The sequence below is a fragment of the Luteimonas chenhongjianii genome (assembly GCF_002327105.1).
Classification (GTDB): Bacteria; Pseudomonadota; Gammaproteobacteria; order Xanthomonadales; family Xanthomonadaceae; genus Luteimonas; species Luteimonas chenhongjianii.
On sequence record NZ_CP023406.1, the window covers coordinates 2466304 to 2485983 of the forward strand.

General features: G+C 68.3%; 16 protein-coding genes. 1 reads left to right on the forward strand and 15 read right to left on the reverse strand.

Going from position 1 to position 19680, the window contains the following annotated elements:
* Positions 1 to 101: 101 nt before the first annotated feature.
* From CNR27_RS11230 to CNR27_RS11240, 3 genes are all read right to left on the reverse strand, one after another.
* Positions 102 to 281 carry a hypothetical protein gene (locus CNR27_RS11230; protein WP_096298822.1) on the reverse strand — a complete coding sequence of 60 codons (180 nt, stop codon included), beginning with the start codon at positions 279 to 281 and terminating at the stop codon, positions 102 to 104.
* A 145-nt stretch (positions 282 to 426) separates the two neighbouring features.
* Positions 427 to 3501: an efflux RND transporter permease subunit gene (locus CNR27_RS11235; RefSeq protein WP_096298824.1), complete on the reverse strand. Its 3075-nt coding sequence runs from the start codon at positions 3499 to 3501 to the stop codon at positions 427 to 429.
* Positions 3498 to 4688 carry an efflux RND transporter periplasmic adaptor subunit gene (locus tag CNR27_RS11240; protein WP_255409771.1) on the reverse strand — a complete coding sequence of 397 codons (1191 nt, stop codon included), beginning with the start codon at positions 4686 to 4688 and terminating at the stop codon, positions 3498 to 3500. The genes CNR27_RS11235 and CNR27_RS11240 overlap by 4 nt, the downstream gene beginning before the upstream one ends.
* Positions 4689 to 4761: 73 nt before the next feature.
* Here CNR27_RS11240 and CNR27_RS11245 point away from each other — a divergent pair, with 73 nt between their 5' ends.
* Complete coding sequence (locus tag CNR27_RS11245; RefSeq protein WP_096298828.1) at positions 4762 to 5244, forward strand: MarR family winged helix-turn-helix transcriptional regulator; 483 nt, start codon at positions 4762 to 4764, stop codon at positions 5242 to 5244.
* 217 nt (positions 5245 to 5461) lie between these two features.
* Here CNR27_RS11245 and CNR27_RS11250 read toward each other — a convergent pair whose 3' ends face one another.
* From CNR27_RS11250 to ftsH, 12 genes are all read right to left on the reverse strand, one after another.
* Positions 5462 to 6688 (reverse strand): RtcB family protein, encoded by a 1227-nt coding sequence (locus CNR27_RS11250; RefSeq protein WP_096298830.1) that lies wholly within the window; start codon positions 6686 to 6688, stop codon positions 5462 to 5464.
* Positions 6689 to 6854: 166 nt separating this feature from the next.
* Entirely contained in the window at positions 6855 to 7367 is a 513-nt protein-coding gene (locus CNR27_RS11255; protein ID WP_096298832.1) for a M48 metallopeptidase family protein, read from the reverse strand.
* 52 nt (positions 7368 to 7419) lie between these two features.
* Positions 7420 to 8712 carry an adenylosuccinate synthase gene (locus tag CNR27_RS11260; protein ID WP_096298834.1) on the reverse strand — a complete coding sequence of 431 codons (1293 nt, stop codon included), beginning with the start codon at positions 8710 to 8712 and terminating at the stop codon, positions 7420 to 7422.
* 798 nt (positions 8713 to 9510) lie between these two features.
* On the reverse strand, positions 9511 to 9696 hold the full coding sequence (locus tag CNR27_RS11265; RefSeq protein ID WP_096298836.1) for a DUF2065 domain-containing protein: 186 nt from the start codon (positions 9694 to 9696) through the stop codon (positions 9511 to 9513).
* 13 nt (positions 9697 to 9709) lie between these two features.
* Entirely contained in the window at positions 9710 to 10573 is an 864-nt protein-coding gene (gene hflC, locus CNR27_RS11270; protein WP_096298838.1) for a protease modulator HflC, read from the reverse strand.
* Positions 10570 to 11760 carry an FtsH protease activity modulator HflK gene (gene hflK, locus CNR27_RS11275; RefSeq protein WP_096298840.1) on the reverse strand — a complete coding sequence of 397 codons (1191 nt, stop codon included), beginning with the start codon at positions 11758 to 11760 and terminating at the stop codon, positions 10570 to 10572. Before hflK ends, hflC begins: the two co-directional genes overlap by 4 nt.
* Before the next feature lie 261 nt (positions 11761 to 12021).
* Positions 12022 to 13341, reverse strand: coding sequence for a ribosome rescue GTPase HflX (gene hflX / locus CNR27_RS11280; RefSeq protein WP_096298842.1), 1320 nt, complete (start codon positions 13339 to 13341; stop codon positions 12022 to 12024).
* 26 nt (positions 13342 to 13367) lie between these two features.
* Entirely contained in the window at positions 13368 to 13652 is a 285-nt protein-coding gene (gene hfq, locus CNR27_RS11285; RefSeq protein WP_096298844.1) for an RNA chaperone Hfq, read from the reverse strand.
* Positions 13653 to 13871: 219 nt separating this feature from the next.
* Complete coding sequence (miaA, locus tag CNR27_RS11290; RefSeq protein ID WP_096298846.1) at positions 13872 to 14846, reverse strand: tRNA (adenosine(37)-N6)-dimethylallyltransferase MiaA; 975 nt, start codon at positions 14844 to 14846, stop codon at positions 13872 to 13874.
* Positions 14847 to 14880: 34 nt separating this feature from the next.
* Positions 14881 to 16392, reverse strand: coding sequence for a sodium/proline symporter PutP (putP, locus tag CNR27_RS11295; protein ID WP_245815613.1), 1512 nt, complete (start codon positions 16390 to 16392; stop codon positions 14881 to 14883).
* 105 nt (positions 16393 to 16497) lie between these two features.
* Positions 16498 to 17397: a dihydropteroate synthase gene (gene folP / locus CNR27_RS11300; protein ID WP_096300591.1), complete on the reverse strand. Its 900-nt coding sequence runs from the start codon at positions 17395 to 17397 to the stop codon at positions 16498 to 16500.
* 334 nt (positions 17398 to 17731) lie between these two features.
* Positions 17732 to 19654 (reverse strand): ATP-dependent zinc metalloprotease FtsH, encoded by a 1923-nt coding sequence (gene ftsH, locus CNR27_RS11305; protein ID WP_096298848.1) that lies wholly within the window; start codon positions 19652 to 19654, stop codon positions 17732 to 17734.
* Between the last annotated feature and the right edge of the window lie 26 nt (positions 19655 to 19680).

Sequence of the window (19680 nt, forward strand, 5' to 3'; positions counted from 1 at the left end):
CACTCCAATGGGAAGGCCGTAGCGCCTTCCCGGACCGGTGGCGCGACCGGTCCTGGCGGGCACCGACACGAGAGCGACACGATGATCGGCCGCAGGCGGCCTCAGGACACCCGGTCGAGGATGATCCAGATCGCGACGGCGAAGGTGATCGCCGCGAACAGCACGCCGCCCCACCCGTTGATGGCGGACGGATCCTTCTTCAGCCCCAGCCGCAACACGCCCACCATCAGCGTGGGCACCAGCAGGATCAGCGCCAGCAACACCCAGAGCGTTTCTGACATGACGTTCTCCTAGCAAGGGCCGGAAAGCGGACCGGGGAACCTGCGGCGGAAGCGGCACCCCGGGCGGCGGCCAGCCACTCCCGGCGTGCCGCACCGTCGTGGGCCGAGTATGCCGCAGGTGCTCGGCGCCACGCGTCGCCCGGCGCTATGCGGTGGCGCTGCCGTCCGTGCGCCCGCCGCGGCGGAACTTCGACACCACCCAAGCCTCTGCATCATCCACCAGCGTGAATGCCGCCGGCACCACGATCAGGCTGAGCACGGTGGACGTGATCAGGCCGCCGATCACTGCAACGGCGAGCGGCATGCGGAAACTGGAATCGGCGGTGAAACCGAGCGCGATGGGCATCATGCCGGCGCCCATCGCCAGGGTGGTCATGATCACCGGGCGGGCGCGCTTGTGGCAGGCGTCCATCAGTGCCTCATGGCGGCCCATGCCCTGCCCTTCGGCCATGACGGCGTAGTCCACCAGCAGGATGGAGTTCTTCACCGCGATGCCGATCAGCAGGATCAGGCCGATCAGCACCGACAGCGAGATGTCGAGACCGGTGATCAGCAGCGCGCCGAAGGCGCCAGCGGCAGCCAGCGGCACGGCGACCAGGATGGTGATGGGCTGGCTGGCATGGTTGAAGAGCAGCAGCAACACGCCATAGACGCAGAAGATGCCGGCCACCATGGCCATGGCGAAGCCGCCGAACATCTCGGCGAAGATCTCGCTGTCGCCCGCGGCCTGGCGCTCGACGCCCGGCGGCAGATTGGTGATGGAAGGCAGCGCGTCGATCTGCTTTTCCACCTCGCCCATCGCCATGCCGTTGAGATCCACGGTGATGGTGACATTGCGGCGGCGGTCGAAGCGGTCGATCTGCGAGGGGCCGCTGGCGGTGCTGATGTCCGCCACCGAAGACAACGGCACGCTGCCGCCACTGGCGGTGGGCACGCGCAGCTGGCCGAGCAGCGTCGGGTCCGACAGCGCACGCTCGTCGAGCTGCACGCGGATCGGCACCTGGCGCTCGGGCAGATTGAGCTTGGCCAGGAACTGCTCGTAATCACCGCGGGTCGCCACGCGCGTGGTGGCGGCGATGTCGGCGGTGGAGACGCCCAGATCGGCCGCGCGCGCGGGATCGGGGCGCACGATGATCTCCGGACGCACCAGCGCGGCCGACGAGCCCACGGTGCCGAGGCCGGGCAGTTGGCGGATCTCGCGTTCCACATCGCGCGCGGCCGAGGCCAGGTTCACCGGATCGTCGCCGGCCAGCACCAGTTGGAGTGCGCGACCGGGTTCGCCGCCCTGGAAACTCAGGCGCACACCGGGCAGATCGGCCAGGCGTTCGCGGACCTGCGATTCCAGCTCGTACTGGTTGAGTTTGCGGTCGTCGTTCCAGCGGATGGTCAGCGTGGCCTTGCGCAGCTCGGCGCTGGTGAGGTCGCCGGCCGGACCGTTGGCGCCGGAGTTGCTGCCGGCGGTGACGAAGACATGCGTGATCTCGGGGATGTCGGCGATGCGCTGGCGCGCGGTTTCCGCAACCTCCGCCGTGGTGTCGAGCGAGGTGCCCGGGGGCAGCTCGATCAGTACGTTGCTCTGGATGCCGTCGGCAGGCGGGATGAAGGTCACCTGCAGCAGCGGCAGCAGCGCCAGTGAGCCGATGAAGATGCCCAGCGCGATCGCCAGCGTTCGGTTTCGGTAACGCAGCGCCCGATCGACCATGCGCAGGTACCACTTCATCAGCTTCGAATCGCCCTTGTGCTCGGGCAGCGGCTTGAGCAGATAGGCCGACATCATCGGCGTGATCAGGCGTGCCACCAGCAGCGAGAACATCACCGCGGCCGCGGCGGTCCAGCCGAACTCGCGGAAGAACTTGCCGGGAATGCCCGGCATGAACGCCACCGGGATGAACACCGCCGCCAGCGTGCACGAAGTCGCAATTACCGCCAGGCCGATCTCGTCGGCCGCCTCCAGTGCGGCCTGCTGGGGACTCTTGCCCATGCGTAGATGGCGGTCGATGTTCTCCACCTCCACGATGGCGTCGTCCACCAGAATGCCCACCACCACGGCCAGTGCCAGCAGCGTGATCATGTTGAGGCTGAAACCCAGCCAGTACATCACCGCGAACGTGGGAATGATCGACAGCGGCAGCGCGACCGCCGAGATCAGCGTGGCGCGCACGTCGCGCAGGAAGAAGAACACCACCGCCACCGCAAGCGCGGCGCCCTCGTAGAGCATGTGCATCGAGGAGCGGTAGGAGTTCTCGGCCACTTCGGTGCTCGACGCCACCTCGACCATGCGCACGCGCGGTTGCTGCTGCTGCAGTTCCGCAACGGTGGCGCGCACGGCATTGCCCACGTCCACTTCGCTCGAGCCGGTGGTGCGCTGCACGGCGAAGCCGATCACCGGCCGGCCGTCGAGCGTGGTGCGCTGGCTGAGGGTGGCGTTGCCGTCGCTCACCGTCGCCAGCGTGGACAGGCGCACGCTGCGCCCGTCGGGCATGGAGATCGGGAAATCGGCGAGATCGGCGGCGGTCTCCACCGTGCCCAGTGTGCGCACCGCCTGCTCGCTGCCGCCCACGGTGGTGCGCCCGCCCGGCTGTTCCTGCTGGATGCGCGCCAGCTGCTGGCTGATCAGCGCCGGGCTCACGCCGAAGCCCTGCACGGCCTCGGGCCGCAGGTCCACGCGGATTTCGCGGTCGACGCCGCCGATGCGCCGCACGGTGCCCACGCCGGACACGGCGAACAGCCGCTTGGACACGGCGTCATCGATGAACCAGCTGAGCTCCTCGTCGCTCCAGCCATCGGCAGTGACGGCATAGGTGAGCATGTCGCCGCCGGTGACGTTGACCAGCGAGACGATCGGCGGCTCGACATCGGCCGGCAGATCGATACGCACACGGTCAATGGCGTCGCGCACCTCGTCCTTGGCGATGGTGCCGTCCTTCTCGATCTCGAAATTGAGGATGGTGGTGGAGGTGCCCTCGTTGACGATCGAGGCCATGTTGCGCAGCCCCGGGATGCTGGCGGTGGCATCCTCGATCCGCCGGGTCACCTGGGTTTCCAGCGTGCTGGGGCTGGCGCCGGGCAGCACCACGGTGACGTTGACCACCGGCACGGTGAGGTCCGGGAACTGCGAGACGGCCAGCCGGTTGAAGGCGACGAGACCGGCCGCGGTGAGCAGGATAAAGACCAGGATCGCCGGCAGCGGACGGTGGATCGACCAGGCGGAGAAGTTCATTCGGCAAGGTTTCCACTGGCGGCGTCACGGGTGGCCTCGCGCGTGGCGCCGGCACCTGCGGGATCGGCGGAGGCCGCCGGCGCGGGGCGTGGAGCGCTGCCGGGCGGAGCATTCGCCGCGTCGGCCGCGCTCGCGCTGTCGACCACGCGCACCAGGTCGCCGTCGCCGAGGAAGCCCGCGCCGCGCGCGACCACGCGGTCGGCCACGGTCAGGCCTTCGCCCACTTCGATCATGTCGCCATGCGTCGCGCCGACCGATACCGCCTGTTCGCGCACGCGGTTGTCGTCCGCCACGGTGAACACATAGGCGCGGCCGTCGCGGCGCACGACGGCTTCGATGGGCACCAGCAGCGCCTGCGCGCGGCCGAGCGCCAGCCGGCCCTGGGCGAACATGCCCGCGCGCAGCGGACCGGGATCGGGCAGGTCCACGTAGACGGTGCCGGTACGGCGCTGCGCGTCCAGCCCGGGCGATACCGTGCGCACGGTGCCGGGCACCGGGCCGACCGGCGTGTCCACCTGCACCTGCGTGCCCGGGCCCACGCGCAGCAGGTCGCCCTCGGCGAGCTCGGCGCGCCACTCCAGCCGACCATCGCGAATCAGCCGCAGCAGTTCGCCGCCGCCCACCACCTGTCCCGGCTGCACGCTGCGCGCCGACACCACGCCAGCCACCGGTGCGCGCACCACGGTGAAATCGCGCTGCACGCGCGCGGCATCGCGGCTGGCGATCGCGGTGTTGAGGCGCGCCTGCGCGTTGTCGCGCTCGGCCTCGGCCTGCTCTGCATCCTGCAGCGCGACCAGTTGTTCGCCGGCGAGTTCGCGCACGCGTCCGGCGCGACGGCGCGCGGTTTCGAGGTTGGTCTGCGCCTCGCGCACCGAGGCTTCGGACTGCGCCAGCTGCGAGTCCAACGTGCGATCGTCCACCCGCAACAACACATCGCCCGCGGCCACCTCGCTGCCCACTTCGACCTCCACGCTGGACACGCGCAGGCCCGACAGCTCGACGCCCACCGATACTTCCTCCCACGCTGCCACCGCGCCGGATGCGACCACTTCGCGGGTCACTTCACGATGTTGTGGCGTAGCCAGGCTTACGGTCAGGCTCGCTGTGGGTTCGGGCGGAGCGCCATCGCCACACGCGGCCAGGGCCAGCAATCCGGAAAGCGACAGGAGTCGAAGATGGTTTTGCATCAGGGCGGGCAGGATCGAGGAGCCCGCAAAACTATCAGCCTACTGATAACTCCGGAGTGACGGCGGCGCCAAGATGCCCAAGAAGCACCAGATCGACACCCTGCAGCGGCTGCGCGAGTCGCTGGCCTACCGGATGGGCCTGCAGCTCAAGCACCTGCACGCCGGGCTGACCGCCGCGATCGACGAGCGCCTGCGCGCCGATGGCATGGAACTCACCCGCCCGCAGGCGCTCACCCTGATGCTGCTGGCCGAGCGCCCCGGTGCCTCGAACGCGGAACTGGCGCGACTGGCGGGGGTGTCGCCGCAGACGATGCACCAGATCCTGCGGCGCCTGGACCGCGATGCGCTGGTGACCCGCGCGCCGCATCCCACGCGGGCACGCAGCCTGTCCTTGCAGATCACGGCCGAAGGCCTGGCCCGGGTGACGCGGGGCGCCGCGCTGGCGCAGACCGTGATCGAAAGTGCGCTGGACCGCCTGCAGCCTGCCGAGCAGACCCAACTGGTCACGCTGCTCGAGCGGTGCGCGGCGGGCCTGCCGGCAGGCGAGGATCCATAAGCGCGTTCGCGCGAGTCACTGGCCTGCTCGAGGCTGGCTGCAATGGCGCAACGGTCGCGGCCGGGCACCCTTCCCTCGCGCGATGACATCGCTTCGCCGTGCAATGGAAGCCTGACGTCGGTAGGCGACGCGATGCCGCAGTTCGCCAACTCGATTACAGGCAGCACGCTCGAGAGGCCGACGCTGCTGTCCAGGCGGGAGGCCGGGTGCGACGCGCTCAGCCCTTGACGCAGACCACCTGGCGCAGCGTATGCACCACTTCCACCAGGTCCTTCTGCGCGTCCATCACCGCCTCGATCGACTTGTAGGCGGCCGGCGATTCGTCGACCACCTCGGCATCCTTGCGGCACTCGACATGCGCGGTGGCGCGCGCGTGCGCCTCCACCGAGATCAGCTTGCGCGCGCGCGTGCGGCTCATCACCCGGCCGGCGCCATGGCTGCAGCTGTGGAAACTTTCCGCATTGCCGAGTCCGCGCACGATGTAACTGCGCGTGCCCATGCTGCCGGGAATGATGCCCAGCTCGCCTTTGCGCGCACTCACCGCGCCCTTGCGCGTCACGAAGATGTCCTTGCCGAAGTGATGCTCGCGGCTGACGTAGTTGTGGTGGCAGTTGACCGCTTCAGCCTGCGCCTCGAATGGCTTTGCGATCACCCGCCGCGCGGCATCGACCGCGTTGCGCATCATGATCTGGCGGTTGATGCGCGCGTAGTGCTGCGCCCACTCCACCGCGAACACGTAGTCGTCGTAGTGCTGGCTGCCCTCGCGCAGATAGGCCAGATCGACGTCGGGGAGGTTGGCGATGTGCCGGCCCATGTCCTGCTTGGCGAGTTCGATGAAGTGCGTGCCGATGGCATTGCCGACGCCGCGCGAGCCCGAGTGCAGCATGAACCACACGCGCTGCGCCTCGTCGAGGCAGACCTCGACGAAGTGGTTGCCGGTGCCCAGCGTGCCGAGGTGATGCAGGTTGTTGGTCTTTGCCAGTCGCGGGTGCGCGTGGGTGATGCGCCTGAAGCCCTGCGCCAGCGTGGCCCAGCCTTCGATCGCGCGCTCGGGCGGCGAAGCCCACGCCCCCGGATCGCGCTTGCCGCGCGCGGCGACGCGCCCGTGCGGCACCGCGCGCTCGATCGCCTGACGCAGGCCCGCCAGGCTGTCCGGCAGGTCGCCGGCCATCAGCGTGGTGCGCGCAGCGATCATGCCGCAGCCGATGTCCACGCCCACTGCGGCGGGAATGATCGCACCGACCGTCGGCACCACCGAACCTACGGTCGCGCCCTTGCCCAGATGCACGTCGGGCATCACCGCGATGTGGCGATGGATGATCGGCAGCTTCGCGATGTTGCGCAGCTGCTCGCGCGCCTCGTCTTCCAGCGGCACGCCGCGCGTCCACAGCTTGATGGGCGCGGCGCCAGGGTCATGGATGGTGTTGTAGGCGGTCTGGTTCATGGCGGAATCCTCGCGCCGATACTGCACGGGCGCGTGTCGACGGGGCGCGTGTGCCGGAACGCCATCCATTCGACACGATCTGCAGTGCGTGACCGATCGAGCGGAAAGAGCGCAGGAATCACCCGCCGGTCCGCGCGCCCCACGCGAGCTGGCTCGGCTGCAGCTCTCAGTCGCTGCGCGACTGCTCCCGCATGGCATCGAGATGCGTCAGATACAGGCGCAGGTCGAATTCGAGCTGGTGATAGTCCGGCTCCATGTGCGTGCACAGCTGGTAGAAGGCCTTGTTGTGGTCGGCTTCCTTCATGTGCGCCAGCTCGTGCACCACGATCATCCGCAGGAAATCCGCCGGCGCGTCGCGGAACACACTGGCGATGCGGATCTCGCGGCTGGCCTTGAGCCTGCCGCCGTGCACGCGGGAGATGGTGGTGTGGGTGCCCAGCGCATGCTTCATCACCTGCAGTTTTCCATCGAAGACCACCTTGCCCAGCGGCGCGGCCTTGCGCATGTGGCGGTCTTTCAGGGCCTGCACGTAGGTATAGAGCTGGCCATCGTTGCGCACGGCATGCGCATCGGCGTACTTCGCGCTCAGCACCGTGCCCAGCCGGTCCTGCGCGATGAGCTCGCGCACGCGCGCCTGCACCTCCGGCGGATAGCCGCCGAGATACTTCAGCGGCTGCATCAGAAAAAAACCCGCTTTCGCGGGGCTTTCTCCAGCATGAAAACGCCTGCGATCAAGCGAACGGATCCTGCAGCACCATCGTGTGCGCACGGTCGGGGCCGGTGCTCACGATGCTGACCGGGCAACCCGCCAGCTCCTCGAGCGCGCGCAGGTAGGCGCGGGCCGCAGGCGGCAGTTTCTCCCACTCGGTGATGCCATGGGTGTTCTCGTCCCAGCCCGGGAATTCGAGATACACGGGCGTGCACTCGTCCCAGCCGCCGGCGTCGAGCGGCGCGTATTCGGTGCGCTTGCCGCGGTATTCGTAGGCGATGCAGATCTTCAGCGTCTTCATGCCGTCGAGCACGTCGAGCTTGGTGATGCACAGGCCGGAGATGCCGTTGATGGCCACCGCGCGCTTGAGCGCGACGATGTCCATCCAGCCGCAGCGGCGCGGACGCCCGGTGGAGGCGCCGTATTCCTGGCCGCGGTCGCGGATGCCCTGGCCGACCTCGTCGTCGAGCTCGGTCGGGAACGGACCGCCGCCGACGCGCGTCGCGTAGGCCTTGGCGATGCCGAGCACGTAGTCGATCGCGTCCGCGCCGACGCCGGTCCCGGCCAATGCGCCGCCGACGGTGGTGTTGGAGCTGGTGACATAGGGATAGGTGCCGTGGTCGATGTCGAGCAGCGCGCCCTGCGCACCTTCGAACAACACCCGCTTGCCCTGCTTGCGCAGGTCGTGAAGGATGCCGGCCACGTCACTCTTCATCGGCTCGACGTACTCGCCGAACGCCAGCGCCTCGTCGTAGGTCTGCTGGAAGTCGACCGCGTCGACGCCCAGGTACTTGGTGAGCACGAAGTTGTGGTAATCGAGCGCGGTGCGCAGCAGCTCCTCGAGCTGCTTCGGGTAGTGCAGGTCGGCAACGCGGATGCCGCGGCGCGCCACCTTGTCCTCGTACGCCGGACCGATGCCGCGGCCGGTGGTGCCGATGGCCTTGCCGCCGGCGGCCTTTTCGCGGGCCTGATCCAGCGCAATGTGGTAGGGCATGATCAGCGGCGTGGCCGGGCTGATCTTCAGTCGCGAACGCACTTCGACGCCGGCGCCTTCGAGTTCACCGATTTCCTTGATCAGCGCGGCCGGGCTCAGCACCACGCCGTTGCCGATCAGGCACAGCGCGTCGTCGCGCAGGATGCCGGAGGGAATCAGGTGGAGGACGGTCTTCTTGCCGCCGATCACCAGCGTATGGCCGGCATTGTGGCCGCCCTGGAAGCGCACCACGGCGCCGATGTCCTGCGTGAGCAGGTCAACGATCTTGCCCTTGCCCTCGTCGCCCCACTGAGCGCCGATTACCACCACTGACTGACCCATCTCGATGACTCCTGTATCGCATTGCGGCCATCGGGGCCGCAGGAAAGGACCGGCCTGCCTTGCCTGGACGCTGGCCGCTCCATCGGGGAGACGACCGCCACGCAGGGCCGGACACGGAAAAAGCCGGACGGTCCACTCGAGCGAGTTGGCCGGGCCGGCTTTTCCGCATTATCCGGATAACGGGTGACCGCGGCCACCGCTTTGTGGGCGCGGTTCACGGGCGGTCAGATGCCGCCGCGGCCCTTTGGCGCCGCGGCGCGTGACAACTCCGCTACCCGCGACGACATCTGGTGAGGGGAGACCGAACCCGTTGCGCCCGACTGGGGGGGCCTGGGCGGGCAAGCAGCGGACGTCGGCGAAGCCCCGGTCAGCACAGCGTCAGCGCGGTGCTGGCCCGGGATACGGGTCTGGGCGCCGCGGCCGATTCAGAACTGCAGGCGGGACCTGTGCGCAGAGCTGCTGGTAGAGCATCGGAGACCCGAGCCGGCGGAGCACGCCGCTCTGACCGCTCTCCCTCCGGGAGAGGGGTTGGGGTCAGGGCAACCGACGGCAGGAGGCGGAGCCAGGTAACGAGCCCGGAAATACCCGGCGCCGAAAGGCCCACCGGCTCACATCCCTCGGAGATGCGCAGAGTCAGCCCGCCCTCCCCCACCGCGCTGCGCGCGCCGGCCTCACGGAGAAGACGACGCAACAGTGCCGGGTGAAGCTGCTCCGCAGGACAATGGCGTGTGAAGTCATCTGGCGACGGAACGACGGCAACCGCGGCGCTCGCCCCACGGACATGTCGGCGAAGTCGACTCAGCCCCGCACGAAATAAAGCGCGACCAGCCCCAGTGCCAGCACCGCTGCGCCGATGCGGCGCAGCGTTGACAGCGGCAACGCCAGCATCTGCTCGGCGTTGCGCTTCCAGAAACCCGGGGCAGCGAAGAGCATCAGACCTTCGACGACGAACACCAGGCACAGCGCCGCCCACAGGTCGGACATCAGCGTTGCGCCATCAACGGTCGCTGCGCATGTACTGCAGGAAGGGGTCGTTGCGCTCGAGCACGATCACGCTCTCGCCCTTCTCGAACGCAGCGCGATACGCCTCGAGACTGCGCTGGAACGCGTAGAACGAGGGATCCCGACTGGCCGCCTGGCCGTAGATGCGCGTCGCCTCGGCGTCGCCTTCACCGCGCAGGGTCTGCGCATCGCGCTCGGCCTCGGCCAGCAGCACGGTCTGCTCACGATCCGCCTCGCCGCGGATCGCGCGCGCGCGCTCCTCGCCCTCGGCGCGCAGACGCGTGGCTACTTCCTGGCGTTCGGCGCGCATGCGGTTGTAGACCTGCTGGATGACCTGGCTGTCGGTCGGCAGGTCGATCTGCTTGATGCGGATGTCGATGATCCGCATGCCCAGCGACTTGGCGGCTTCGTTGATGGCCGGCAGCTGCCGCTCGACGAACTCCGAACGGTTGCCCGAGACCAGCTCGGTCAGCGTGTTGGCATTGATCTCGTTGCGCAGCGAGTTCTTGATGATGGGTTCGAGGCGCAGGCTGGCGTCGGCCTCGATGCCCGAGGTCGCGCGGTAGAACGCGACGACGTCGCTGATCGCGATGATGGCCACGAAGTCCACGCTGACGTCCTTGCGCTCGGAGGTCAGCGAGCGTTCGGGCGAGAACGCGGTCGCAACGAAGCGGCGGTCGAACACGCGCGCGGTCTCGATCAGCGGCACCTTGAAGTGCAGGCCCGGGCCGATATCCGTCCGCGCCACGCGACCGAGGTTGAGGACCAGGGCGACCTGACCTTCGCGGACCACGTACACCGAACTCATCAGGCCCAGCAGCACGATGATCAGCAGGGGAATGACGAACTTGAATCTCATCGGCTGGCTCCATCACGCGGCGGGCGCGGCAGGTTGCGCGCGGCCGGGGCCGGCGCGGTGGTGCTGGTGTTGCTGCCGCGCGTGGCATCGGTGCTTGGCGACAGCGCTTCAGGCGGGAGCAGCGCCGGCGCGGACTGGCTGCCGGTGCCCTGCCCACCCAGCGGGGCGTAGATCACCTGACGGCCATCACCGCCGACGATCGTGTGGTTGTTGGCCAGCACCTGCTGCACGGTGTCGAGCCACAAGCGCTTGCGGGTGACTTCAGGCGCGCTCGCATAGGCATCGACCAGCAGGCTGAAGCGCTGCGCGTCACCGGTGGCGCGGGCGATCTCGGCGGTCTTGTAGCCTTCGGCCTGCGCGCGGATACGGGCGGATTCACCACGGGCCTCGGGCACGATCTTGGCCGCATAGGCGCCTGCTTCCTTGACCAGCTGCTCATTGATCTGCTGGGCGCTGTTGACCTCGTCGAACGCGGCCTTGACCTCTTCCGGCGGACGCGCGTCCTGCAGGTTGAGTTCGTTGACGATCAGGCCGGTGCGGTAGCTGTCGAGCGATGCCTGCAACGAGGCCTGGGCGGCGGTCGAGATCGGGCCACGCGCATTGAGGGCGGCGTCCAGGTTGACCCGGCCGATCTGTTCGCGCACGGCGCTGAGCGCGGTCTGCTCGAGCATCTCGCGTGGATTGCGGGTACCGAACAGGTACTCCACCGGGTCACCGACGCGGTACTGCACGTTGAACGACACGACGACGATGTTCTCGTCGCGGGTCAGCACCGGCACGGTATTGCTGTAGGACTGCACCGTGGTCGCGTCGACCTTGATCACGCGCTCGATCGGCCACGGCAGCTTGAAGTTCGGACCCGGCTGCATCACCCGGGCGACTTCGCCGAAGCGCAGCACCACGCCGCGCTGGGTTTCACCCACCAGCACGAAACAGTTCAGCAGCAGCACGATGACCACGACGACCGCGATCCAGCGCAGCGGATTGCCGCTCCCGAAGCCGCCGCCAAAGAGCCCGCGGAACTGGTCGAGGATGCGGTCGAAACCACCACCGCCGCCGCGTCCTCCACGTCCACCACCGCCGCCGGTACGGCGTGGCGGCCACGGATTGCGGTCGCCCTGATTCCCCGAGCCCTTGCGGTCGGGAGAATCGTTGTCCTTGTTGTTGCCGGGAATGTTCCAGGCCATGCCTGCTCCAGTTCTGGGCGCGCAGCCTGCGTCGGCGCGGCGCGGGGGTCGCATAGTCTAACCGGCTGGCGCCTCTCTCAGGCGACGCCGGCCGGCTCTCGCTGTCCTGCGTATGCACGTATGCCACGGCAGGGGTGACGGGAAGGCCGCCGTTGTGGGCGGCACCCGGGGATGCGGCGGAGCCGGTAGCCCGGCGGGCCGGGGCGGCCGGAAAACACCGGTTTCGACGGGCAGGCCGAGGCGGCCGGCCCGAACTGCCGCTCAGCCGAACTCGTCCTCGTCGGGCGGCAGCAGCGCGCGCAGGGGTTCGCCGTTCTCCTGCGAGGCCAGGCGCGCGGCATCGGCATGGGCCAGATCCACCTGCAGCAGCCAGCCGTCTTCGTCGAGCGTTTCGGTGCGCACGCCTTCGAGCGCGTGCAGACGCGCATGCAGACGGCCCGCTTCGGGCGGCAGGCGCAGCTCGCCGACGATGCGGCGGATGCCGAGGCGACGTGCCAGCGCATGCGAAAGCAGATCAAGGCCCAGCCCGTCGCGCGCCGAGATCCAGACGCTCTCGCGCACGGCATCGTCGGAGAGCGCATTGGGATCGAGGTCGTAACGCGGCGTGGCACCTTCGATGCGGTCGATCTTGTTGAACACCAGCAGCTGCGGCAGATCGCCGGCGCCGATGTCGCTCAGCACCGCGTCCACCTGGGCGATGCGCTCGTTGCGCAGCGGATCCGCAGCGTCGATGACGTGCAGCAGCAGGTCGGCCTCGCGCGCCTCGCTCAGGGTGGAGCGGAATGCGGCGACGAGTTCGTGCGGCAGGTCGCGAACGAAGCCGACCGTGTCGGCCAGCACGATGCTGCCGCCCGACAGGTCCACGCGGCGCACGGTGGGATCGAGCGTGGCGAAGAGCTGGTCGGCGGCATAGGCGTCCGCGCCGGAAAGCGTGTTGAACAGCGTCGACTTGCCTGCATTGGTGTAGCCGACCAGGGCGACACGCGGCATCTCGCTGCGCACGCGGGCGCGGCGCATCTGGGTGCGCTGCACTTCTACCTTGTCGAGCCGGGCCTGCAGCTGTTCAAGCCGCTTCTGCAGCAGTCGACGGTCGGTCTCGAGCTGGGTCTCGCCGGGACCGCGCAGGCCGATCGAACCACCGCGCTGGCGCTCCAGGTGGGTCCACCCGCGCACCAGGCGCGTGGCCATGTGCCGGAGCTGCGCCAGCTCGACCTGCAGCTTGCCTTCATGGCTGCGGGCGCGCTGGGCGAAGATGTCGAGGATCAGTCCGGTGCGGTCGACCACGCGGCGCTCGAGATATTTCTCGAGATTGCGTTCCTGGCCGGGCGAGAGCCGGTGATTGACGAGAATGAGATCGGCGCCAGTGGCGTCGGCGGCCGCCTTCACCTCTTCGAGCTTGCCGCTGCCGAACAGCGTGGCGGCGTTGGGCTTGTCGATGCGGGCGGGAATGACCGCCGCTACGTTGGCACCGGCCGAGCGTGCCAGCTCGGTGAATTCTTCCAGGGCACCCTCGTCGGCCGGCCCGTGCGCATGGGGCTGGATCAGCAGCGCGTTTTCACCCTTCCGGGAGCGTTCGAACAAAGTGTTTATCTACCTCTGGCTCTGGGTCAGTCGGCGGTCTCGGCCGCCGCGTCGTCCCCGCCCTCGCCATCGGAGGACTGGACGAAGCCGCCGCCGGGTGCGACACGCACATTGCGCGCAGGCACCACGGTGGAGATCGCGTGCTTGTAGACCATCTGGCTCACGGTGTTGCGCAGCAACACCACGAACTGATCGAAGGATTCGATCGTGCCCTGCAGTTTGATGCCGTTGACCAGGTAAATCGAGACGGGCACGCGCTCACGGCGCAGTGCGTTCAGGAAAGGGTCCTGCAAAGATTGCCCCTTGGACATGGTGTTTCCCCAGCGTGGTTGTTGTTGTTATGTGCCTGACAGCGGGGCCGACGCCCGCTCCCCGGGTCGCCGACCGGCCGATGGTACACAACCGGCGGGCCGTCCGCGCAACATCGCAGGGGCGGGAGGCCGCGCCGGATCGGGGACGTCATCGCGATCCCGTATCACGACCGGAACGGGCCGCGTGGAAGTGCTCGCCCGCAGACCCACCACAGCCGTTCACCCTGGGCGACGGCCCAGGAATGCAGTGACCTCCGCATCCAGCACGTCGCGCTGGGCTGCCGGGTCGAACAGGCGCGCGCCGCTGCGGCCCCGCAACCAGGTGAACTGACGCTTGGCCAGCTGCCGGGTTGCAGCGATGCCGCGTTCGCGGAACGTGGCGGCGTCGCCCTGCCCGTCGAGAAACTCCCAGGCCTGGCGGTAGCCGACCGCGCGGATCGCGGGCAGCTCCAGCGGCGCCGGGTGCGCCTGCAGTTGCGGCATGGCGCGCAGGCGCCGCACCTCGTCGAGGAACCCGGCGGCGAGCATCGCGTCGAACCGCGCGGCAATGCGCGCATGCAGGATGGCGCGGTCGGCCGGTGCGATCGCCAGCGACAGCACCTGTGCCGGGAACGGCGGCGATTCGGTGGGGCGTCGCTGCCACTCGCTGATCGGGATGCCGGTAAGCCGATGGACCTCCAGCGCACGCTGGATGCGTTGCGCATCGCCCGGCTTGATACGCGCGGCCGCTTCGGCATCGATCGTTTCCAGCCGGGCATGCAGTGCGGACCAGCCCAGTTCGGCCGCCTCGGCGGCGATCGCGGCGCGGGTCGCCGGGTCGGCCTCGGGCATCGGCGAGAGACCATCGAGCAGCGCCGCGAAATAAAGCCCGGTGCCGCCGGCCAGGATCGGCACCCGCCCACGGTGGAGGATGTCCTCGACCGCGCGACGTGCGTCGGCAGCAAACTCGGCGGCCGAATAGGCCTGCCAGGGATCGCGCAGGTCGAGCATGTGGTGCGGCACGCGCCTGCGCTCGGCGGCATCCGGCTTGGCCGCGCCGATGTCGAGGCCGCGGTAAACCAGCGCCGAATCGACGCTGACGATCTCGCCGCCGAAGCGCTCGGCCCAGTCGAGCGCGAGCGCAGTCTTGCCCGACGCAGTGGGACCCATCAGCACGATGGCGCGCGCACGATCGGCGGCGGCATCGCCACTCATGCGCAAGTCCTGGCGGCACACGCGCCGAACATGCTCAGTACCCGGTTTCCCTCAGCGACCGGCGCACCTGTTCGTGGGTGGCCCGCACGTTCTGCGAAGGGGCATTGTCGAGCAGGCTCACGACGATGATCGCCAGCAGCCCGATCGCGAACCCCGGGACGATCTCGTAGAGGTTCGAGCCCATGCGCTCGACCGCGATCTGCTTCCACGCCACAACGGTGACCGCGCCGAGCAGCATGCCCGCCAGAGCGCCATTGCGGGTCATGCGACCCCAGAACAGCGACAGCAGCACCACCGGACCGAACGCCGCCCCGAAGCCTGCCCAGGCATACGAGACGAGTCCGAGCACTCGGCTCTCCGGATCGCGCGCCAGCCACAGCGCGACCAGCGCCACAAGCAGCACGCTCGCCCGACCGATCCACATCAGCTCCCGCTGGCCGGCGCCCGGACGCACGAAACCGCGATAGAAATCCTCAGAAAGCACGCTTGAGCACACGAGCAGCTGGCTCGACAGCGTGCTCATCACCGCGGCGAGGATCGCCGACAGGATCACACCGGCCACCCAGGGATTGAACAGCAGCTCGACGAGGGTGATGAACACCCGCTCGGCATTGGCTTCGACCGGCCCGGCGACTTCCGGGTGCTGCTGGAAATACGCGATACCGAGGAAACCGACCAGCAACGCGCCGAGCAGGCACAGGATCATCCAGGTCATGCCGATCCGGCGCGCGGCCGGAATGGAGTGCACGCTGTCGGCCGCCATGAAGCGCGCCAGGATGTGCGGCTGGCCGAAGTAGCCCAGCGCCCATGCGAGCAGCGAGATCAGCCCGACCGCGCCGAGCGCGCCATCGCGGGTCCACGACAGCCGCGTGGCATCGACACTCCGGATCAGCTCGATGCTCGATTCGAAGCCCCCGGTATTCATGTAGACGATCACCGGCGCGAGTATCAGTGCGAACAGCATCAGCGTGCCCTGGGCCACATCGGTCCAGCTCACCGCGAGAAATCCGCCGATCAGCGTATAGAGGATGGTGACCGCAGCGCCCCACCAGATCGCCTGCGCATACGGCAGGCCGAACACGCTCTCGAACAGACGCGCGCCGGCGACCACGCCCGAGGCGCAGTACACGGCGAAGAACACCAGGATCACCAGCGCCGAGAACACGCGCAGCAGGCGGCTGCGGTCCTCGAAGCGATGGGTGAAGAAGTCGGGCAGCGTCAGCGCATTGCCGGTGCGCTCGGTGTAGACGCGCAGCGGGCCGGCAACATACCGCCAGTTGAGATACGCACCGACGATCAGGCCAATCGCGATCCAGGACTCAGATACCCCGCCCAGGTACATGGCACCGGGCAGGCCCATCAGCAGCCAACCGCTCATGTCGGAGGCGCCGGCGGACAACGCGGTGACGCCGGGACCCAAGCTTCGCCCACCCAGGATGTAGTCGTCGAAATTACGCGTCGAACGCCAGGCGACGACGCCGATCAGCACCATGGCGAGCAGGTAGATCACGAACGTCACGATCAGCGGCGTGCTGGCAGTCATCATTGGAATCTGTCCCCTCCTGAAACGAACGGCCGCCCTGGCGGGCGGCGCGAAACTGACTGCACAGGGTAACGCATCGTTCTACAGGCGTAGCCCGGGTGCCCGGTTTCAGGCGTCGTCGGGCCAGCAGATTACAGGCCTGGCGGACGCCGCGCGCGGCACCGGTACAGCGGCGACCGCGGCCCAGACCCTGAGCGCGTCGACCGTCTCGGCGACGTCGTGCACGCGCACCAGGCGCGCGCCGTTCTGCACCGCGATCAGGTGCGCGGCCACCGACCCGGCCACGCGCTCGCTCGCCACCTCGCGCCCGGTGAGTTCGCCGATGCTGCGCTTGCGCGACAACCCGGCGAGCACCGGCACGCCCAGTTCGGCGACACGCTGCAGCTGCGCCAGCAGCGCCATGTTGTGGGCCGTGGTCTTGCCGAACCCGAAACCGGGATCGACAAGGATGTGTCTGCGTGCGATCCCGGCCATCTCGGCGGCAAAGATGCGTTCGGCGAGGAAGCGATGCACATCGCCGACCACATCGTCGTACTGCGGCGCCTCCTGCATGTCGCGCGGCTCGCCGAGCATATGCATCAGCACCACCGGCACGCCGAGCGACGCGGCCGTCTCGAGCGCGCCCTCGCGGCGCAGGCCGTAGACATCGTTGATCATGCCGGCGCCCGCCGCGACCGCCGACCGCATGACTTCCGGCTTGGACGTATCGATACTGATCGGCAGCGCCGTGCGCGCGCGCAGACCCTCGATCACCGGCAGCACGCGCCGCAGTTCTTCAGCCACGGGCACTTCGGCAGCGCCGGGCCGCGTCGATTCGCCGCCGACATCGAGGATGTCCGCGCCCTCCTCCGCAAGCCGCACGCCGTGCGCGATCGCCGCCTCGGCGTCCACGTGGGCGCCCCCGTCGGAGAACGAATCCGGCGTGACATTGACGATACCCATGACCCGCGGCGCGTCGAGACGCAGCACGCGGCCGTTGCAGTCGAGCTGAAGCGCGGTGTCGAACATCATCGGTTCCTCGGATTCATTGCAATGGAGGTGTCGCGGCGCACGCCACGCGACAGCCCGGTCTGGACACGAAGCGGGCGCGCGTCCGATCGCGATGCAGCGCGGCCCGGTCAAACCTCGCAACCACGAGGGATGCCGATGATCAGACCTGCGCCACTGCCCGCAGGCAACCATGGACAGGACGACTTCGGCTCGCCTCGGCCATCCCGGATTCGTTGAGCGTGCACGAGATGGGACTCTGGCCGCTGGCGGCGGATGTCGCAAGCGGACACGCCCTGAAACGAGAAAGGCCAGGAGCGATCCTGGCCTTTTTCTTGAAGCAATGGCGGGCGTGTCAGGCCTGCTCGGCGGGACCACCGATCGGCGGCGGTACCGGGCGGCTTCCGCCGGCATCGCCATCGCCGCCCTTGCCGGGATTGGACTTGCCCCAACCCATCGGCGGCGGCGGATCGCGGCCTTCCATGATCGCGTCGATCTGCGGCACGTCGATGGTTTCGTACTCGAGCAACAGCTTCGCCATCGCATGCAGCTTGTCGATGTTCGCGGTCAGGATCTCGGTCGTGCGCTGGTAGGCCTTGTCGAGGATGGTCCGCACCACTTCGTCGATCTGGCGCGCGGTGTCGTCGGACACCGACTTGTGCTGGGTCACCGAACGACCGAGGAAGACCTCGTCGTCCTCCTCGCCATAGGCGATCGGCCCGAGCTCGTCGGACAGACCCCACTTGGTGACCATGTTGCGGGCCATCTTGGTCGCCCGCTCGATGTCGTTGGACGCACCGGTGGTGACCTTGTTGCCACCGAAGACCAGTTCCTCGGCAACGCGCCCGCCATAGAGCGAGCACAGCTGCGATTCGATCGCCACGCGATTCATCGAGTAGCGGTCGCCCTCGGGCAGATACATCGTGACGCCCAGCGCGCGGCCACGCGGAATGATGGTCACCTTGTAGACGGGATCGTGCTCGGGAACCAGGCGACCGACGATGGCGTGACCGGCCTCGTGATAGGCGGTCAGCGTCTTTTCGTCCTCGCTCATCGCCATCGAACGGCGCTCGGCGCCCATCAGGATCTTGTCGCGCGCACGGTCGAAGTGGTCCATGCGGACGTCCTTCGCGTTCTCGCGCGCCGCGAACAGCGCCGCTTCGTTGACGAGGTTGGCCAGGTCCGCGCCCGAGAACCCGGGCGTGCCACGCGCGATGACCAGCGGCTGCACGTCTTCGTCCAGCGGCACCTTGCGCATGTGGACCTTGAGGATCTGCTCGCGGCCCTTGACGTCCGGCAGGCCCACGACGACCTGGCGGTCGAAACGGCCCGGGCGGAGCAGCGCCGGATCGAGCACGTCCGGGCGGTTGGTCGCGGCGACCACGATCACGCCCTCGCCACCCTCGAAGCCGTCCATCTCGACCAGCAACTGGTTGAGGGTCTGCTCGCGCTCGTCATGGCCACCACCGAGCCCCGCGCCGCGATGACGGCCGACGGCGTCGATCTCGTCGATGAAGATGATGCAAGGCGCCTGCTTCTTGGCCTGCTCGAACATGTCGCGCACGCGGCTTGCGCCGACGCCGACGAACATCTCGACGAAGTCGGAACCCGAGATCGAGAAGAACGGCACCTTGGCCTCGCCCGCGATCGCCTTGGCGAGCAGCGTCTTGCCGGTACCGGGCGGACCAACCATCAGCACGCCGCGCGGAATCTTGCCGCCGAGCTTCTGGAAGCGCGAGGGATCCCGCAGGAATTCGACCAGTTCGGAGACTTCCTCCTTGGCCTCGTCGCAACCGGCAACGTCGGCGAAGGTGATCTTGGTCTGCTCTTCGTTGAGCAGCTTTGCACGCGACTTGCCGAAGGACATCGCGCCCTTGCCGCCACCCTGCTGCATCTGCCGCATCATGAAGAACCAGAAGCCGATGATCAGCGCCACCGGCAACAGCTGGATCAGGATGTAGCCCAGCGAGATGCCGCTCGACGGCGGCGCCTGGTCGATCGCGACGTTGTGGTTCATCAGGTCGTCGATCATGCGGTCATCGCGACGCGGCGCGATCACGGTGCCGGTCTGTCCGCCCTTGCTCTGGAAGGTGATCGTGCGCTCGTCCTCGGCGATCTTCACCGAGCCGATCTGGTCGCGACGCACCTGTTCCATGAACTGCGAGTACTGGACGTCCTGGCCACCTGCGCCGGTTCTGGGGCTGAAGCTCTGGAAGATCACCATCAGTACGACGGCGACAACCACCCAGAGCAGCAGATTTTTGACCAGATCGTTCATGTTCGGGAATTCTCGTGGAGAGTCTT

Bases quoted from the DNA above. Each gene is read 5' to 3' on its own strand.
- CNR27_RS11230 (WP_096298822.1), bottom strand. From the start codon at position 281: ATGTCAGAAACGCTCTGGGTGTTGCTGGCGCTGATCCTGCTGGTGCCC.
- CNR27_RS11235 (WP_096298824.1), bottom strand. From the start codon at position 3,501: ATGAACTTCTCCGCCTGGTCGATCCACCGTCCGCTGCCGGCGATCCTG.
- CNR27_RS11240 (WP_255409771.1), bottom strand. From the start codon at position 4,688: ATGCAAAACCATCTTCGACTCCTGTCGCTTTCCGGATTGCTGGCCCTG.
- CNR27_RS11245 (WP_096298828.1), top strand. From the start codon at position 4,762: ATGCCCAAGAAGCACCAGATCGACACCCTGCAGCGGCTGCGCGAGTCG.
- CNR27_RS11250 (WP_096298830.1), bottom strand. From the start codon at position 6,688: ATGAACCAGACCGCCTACAACACCATCCATGACCCTGGCGCCGCGCCC.
- CNR27_RS11255 (WP_096298832.1), bottom strand. From the start codon at position 7,367: ATGCAGCCGCTGAAGTATCTCGGCGGCTATCCGCCGGAGGTGCAGGCG.
- CNR27_RS11260 (WP_096298834.1), bottom strand. From the start codon at position 8,712: ATGGGTCAGTCAGTGGTGGTAATCGGCGCTCAGTGGGGCGACGAGGGC.
- CNR27_RS11265 (WP_096298836.1), bottom strand. From the start codon at position 9,696: ATGTCCGACCTGTGGGCGGCGCTGTGCCTGGTGTTCGTCGTCGAAGGT.
- hflC (WP_096298838.1), bottom strand. From the start codon at position 10,573: ATGAGATTCAAGTTCGTCATTCCCCTGCTGATCATCGTGCTGCTGGGC.
- hflK (WP_096298840.1), bottom strand. From the start codon at position 11,760: ATGGCCTGGAACATTCCCGGCAACAACAAGGACAACGATTCTCCCGAC.
- hfq (WP_096298844.1), bottom strand. From the start codon at position 13,652: ATGTCCAAGGGGCAATCTTTGCAGGACCCTTTCCTGAACGCACTGCGC.
- miaA (WP_096298846.1), bottom strand. From the start codon at position 14,846: ATGAGTGGCGATGCCGCCGCCGATCGTGCGCGCGCCATCGTGCTGATG.
- putP (WP_245815613.1), bottom strand. From the start codon at position 16,392: ATGATGACTGCCAGCACGCCGCTGATCGTGACGTTCGTGATCTACCTG.
- folP (WP_096300591.1), bottom strand. From the start codon at position 17,397: ATGTTCGACACCGCGCTTCAGCTCGACTGCAACGGCCGCGTGCTGCGT.
- ftsH (WP_096298848.1), bottom strand. From the start codon at position 19,654: ATGAACGATCTGGTCAAAAATCTGCTGCTCTGGGTGGTTGTCGCCGTC.